At 67.8% G+C, this 2,448-nt stretch carries 3 protein-coding genes; all 3 read left to right on the forward strand.

The window, feature by feature from the left end; genetic code table 11:
• Positions 1 to 32 precede the first annotated feature (32 nt).
• Positions 33 to 677, forward strand: a complete 645-nt coding sequence (locus tag JHN45_RS51785) for an HAD family phosphatase (protein WP_201056453.1) — start codon at positions 33 to 35, stop codon at positions 675 to 677.
• A gap of 69 nt (positions 678 to 746) precedes the next feature.
• Positions 747 to 1,442, forward strand: coding sequence for a VC0807 family protein (locus tag JHN45_RS51790; protein WP_201056455.1), 696 nt, complete (start codon positions 747 to 749; stop codon positions 1,440 to 1,442).
• 67 nt (positions 1,443 to 1,509) lie between these two features.
• Positions 1,510 to 2,448 (forward strand): MFS transporter (locus tag JHN45_RS51795; RefSeq protein WP_201056457.1); only part of this gene is annotated, 939 nt, incomplete at its 3' end.

The following is a 2,448-nucleotide window of genomic DNA, read 5'->3' on the forward strand; positions in this document are numbered from 1 at the left end:
TACAGGGGTTTTCTGCGTTTAGGCTCAGCGGTATGCGCTACGACCTCGTGATCTTCGACAACGACGGTGTCCTCGTCGACAGCGAGCCCATCTCCAACAGGCTCCTGGCCGGCTATCTCACGGAGCTCGGGCACCCGACCTCGTACGAGGAGTCCCTCCGTGACTACATGGGCGCCGCGATGCACCGCGTCCACGATCTTGTCGAGGAGCGGACCGGGCAGCGGTTGCCGGACGACTTCGACGATGTCTTCCACGCTCGCGTGTTCGCCGCGTTCGAGCGGGAGTTGAAGCCGGTCGCCGGGGCCGTCGACGTGTTGGAGAGGCTGGTCGCGGACGGGGTGCCGTACTGCGTGGCGTCGTCCGGGAGTCATGCGCGGATTCGGACGGGGCACCGGGCGACGGGGCTGGACGAGTGGTTCGAGGAGGCGTGGGTCTTCAGTTCCGAGGACGTGGGGCGGGGGAAGCCTGCGCCGGATCTGTTCCTGTATGCCGCCGAGCAGATGGGTGTGGCGCCGGAGCGGTGTGTGGTCGTGGAGGACAGTCCGTTGGGCGTGCGGGCTGGTGTTGCGGCAGGGATGGATGTGTACGGGTTCACCGCCATGACGCCTGCTGAGCGGCTTTCCGGGGCCAACCAACTCTTCGGTGACATGCGGGACTTGCCTGACCTGCTCGTCTGACATTTGTCATGCCGAGGACCGGACGATCGGTTCTACTGGCGGCCGGGGGCTCTCCGGCAGTCTGAATGCATGACGACGAACACGGGCTCCACGAAGAAGAACCTCGCCCCGCTCCTCCTGGACGTGGCGATGCCGATCGGGTCGTACTACCTGCTGAAGAGCGGGTTCGGGATGGGGACCGTGGCGGCGCTGGGGTGGAGCAGTGTGCTGCCGGCGGTGCGGACGGTGTGGGGGATAGCCGTCGAGCGGAAGGTCAACGCCTTTGCCGCGTTGATCCTCTTCGTGAATGTCGTCGGGCTGTCGCTCAGTCTCGTCGCCGGTGATCCGCGGCTCATGCTGGCCAAGGACAGCGGGGTCAGCAGCGCGATCGGGATCGGGGTGTTGGTGTCGGTGGCGATGGGGCGGCCGATGATGACCGCCGGGATGAAGCCCTGGCTCGTGAAGGGGGACCCGGAGCGGGAGGCCGCCTTTGAGCGGCTGTTGATAGGGTCGGCGGCCTTTCGGCGGGCCGAGCGGCGGTTCTCGGTGGTGTGGGGTGTGGCGCTGCTCGGCGAGTGTGTCGCCCGGATCGTCGGGGCGTACACCCTGCCCGTGGACACCATGGTGTGGCTGGGCACGGTCGTGATGATCGGGACGATAGGTGTGACGGCCGTCGTCAGCGGTGGTCTTGCTGCTGGGCCCATGGCGGACATGATCGCCGGTGAGGTGAAGGGCGGGCATGCCCCCGCACCTGCGGTTCTTCCCTCGCTGGTCGTCGCTCGGTAAAGGTGAGCCGAATTCATCTTTGGCTGGATCTACCCACGAGTACGCCGGGACCCTTACGCTCGCCGCCATGACAGATGTGCTGCGGCGCGGTAGGGCCTCGCTGGCGTTCAGCTTTTTCGCTCAGGGCGCCACCTTCGCGCTGCTCGTGACACGTATCCCCGCGATCCAGGACCGGTACGGGGTCTCGGACGGGTTGCTGCCCGTCTTCCTGGCCGCCGTGCCGATCCTCGCCGGCGTCGGGAGTGTGACCACCGAGCAGCTGGTGAAGCGAATACGGCCCAGCGTGCTGTTGCGCTGGTCCCAGCCGGTCGTGCTGCTGGCGCTGCTCGGGGTCGGGGCGGGCGACAGCATGGCCGAACTGGCGGTCGCGCTCGGGGCGTTCGGGCTCGGGGTGGGTGCGCTGGACGCGTCGATGAACATGCTCGGGGTGAGTCTGCAGCGGACGTACGGGCGGAGCATCATGCTCAGCTTCCATGCCGCGTACAGCCTGGGCGGGATCGTGGGGGCCTCGCTGGCGTGGGCGGGGGCGCACTGGCATCTCGCGCTGTGGGTGTCGTATCTGCCCGTGGTGGCGGTGCTGCTGCCGGCGGCCTTTGTGGGGAGTCGGTGGTACGTCGACGGTGGTGCGCCCGACGCGGAGGGTGAGGGGGCCGAGGCGGGGCCACTGGTCTTCAAGTTGCTGCTGCCGCTGTGTCTGGTGATGACCTTCGCCTATATCGGGGACTCGACCGTCTCCAACTGGAGTGCGAAGTATCTGAAGGACGTGCTGGGGAGTTCTGAGCAGGTCGCGACCGTTCCGTACAACGTCTACATGGTGATGTGCCTGATCGGGCGGGGGATCGGGGACCTCGGGGTGCGGCGGTTCGGGGCTGTGGCCGTCGTACGGCTGGGGGCGGTGGTGGCCGCGCTCGGGTTTGCGGTGGTGGCCGTGGCGCCGGGGGCCGGGGTCGGGATGCTCGGGTTCACGTTGCTGGGGCTCGGGCTGTGTGTGCTGGTGCCGCAGACC

Source organism: Streptomyces sp. MBT53 (assembly GCF_016654115.1).
In the GTDB taxonomy this organism is placed as follows: Bacteria; Actinomycetota; Actinomycetes; order Streptomycetales; family Streptomycetaceae; genus Streptomyces.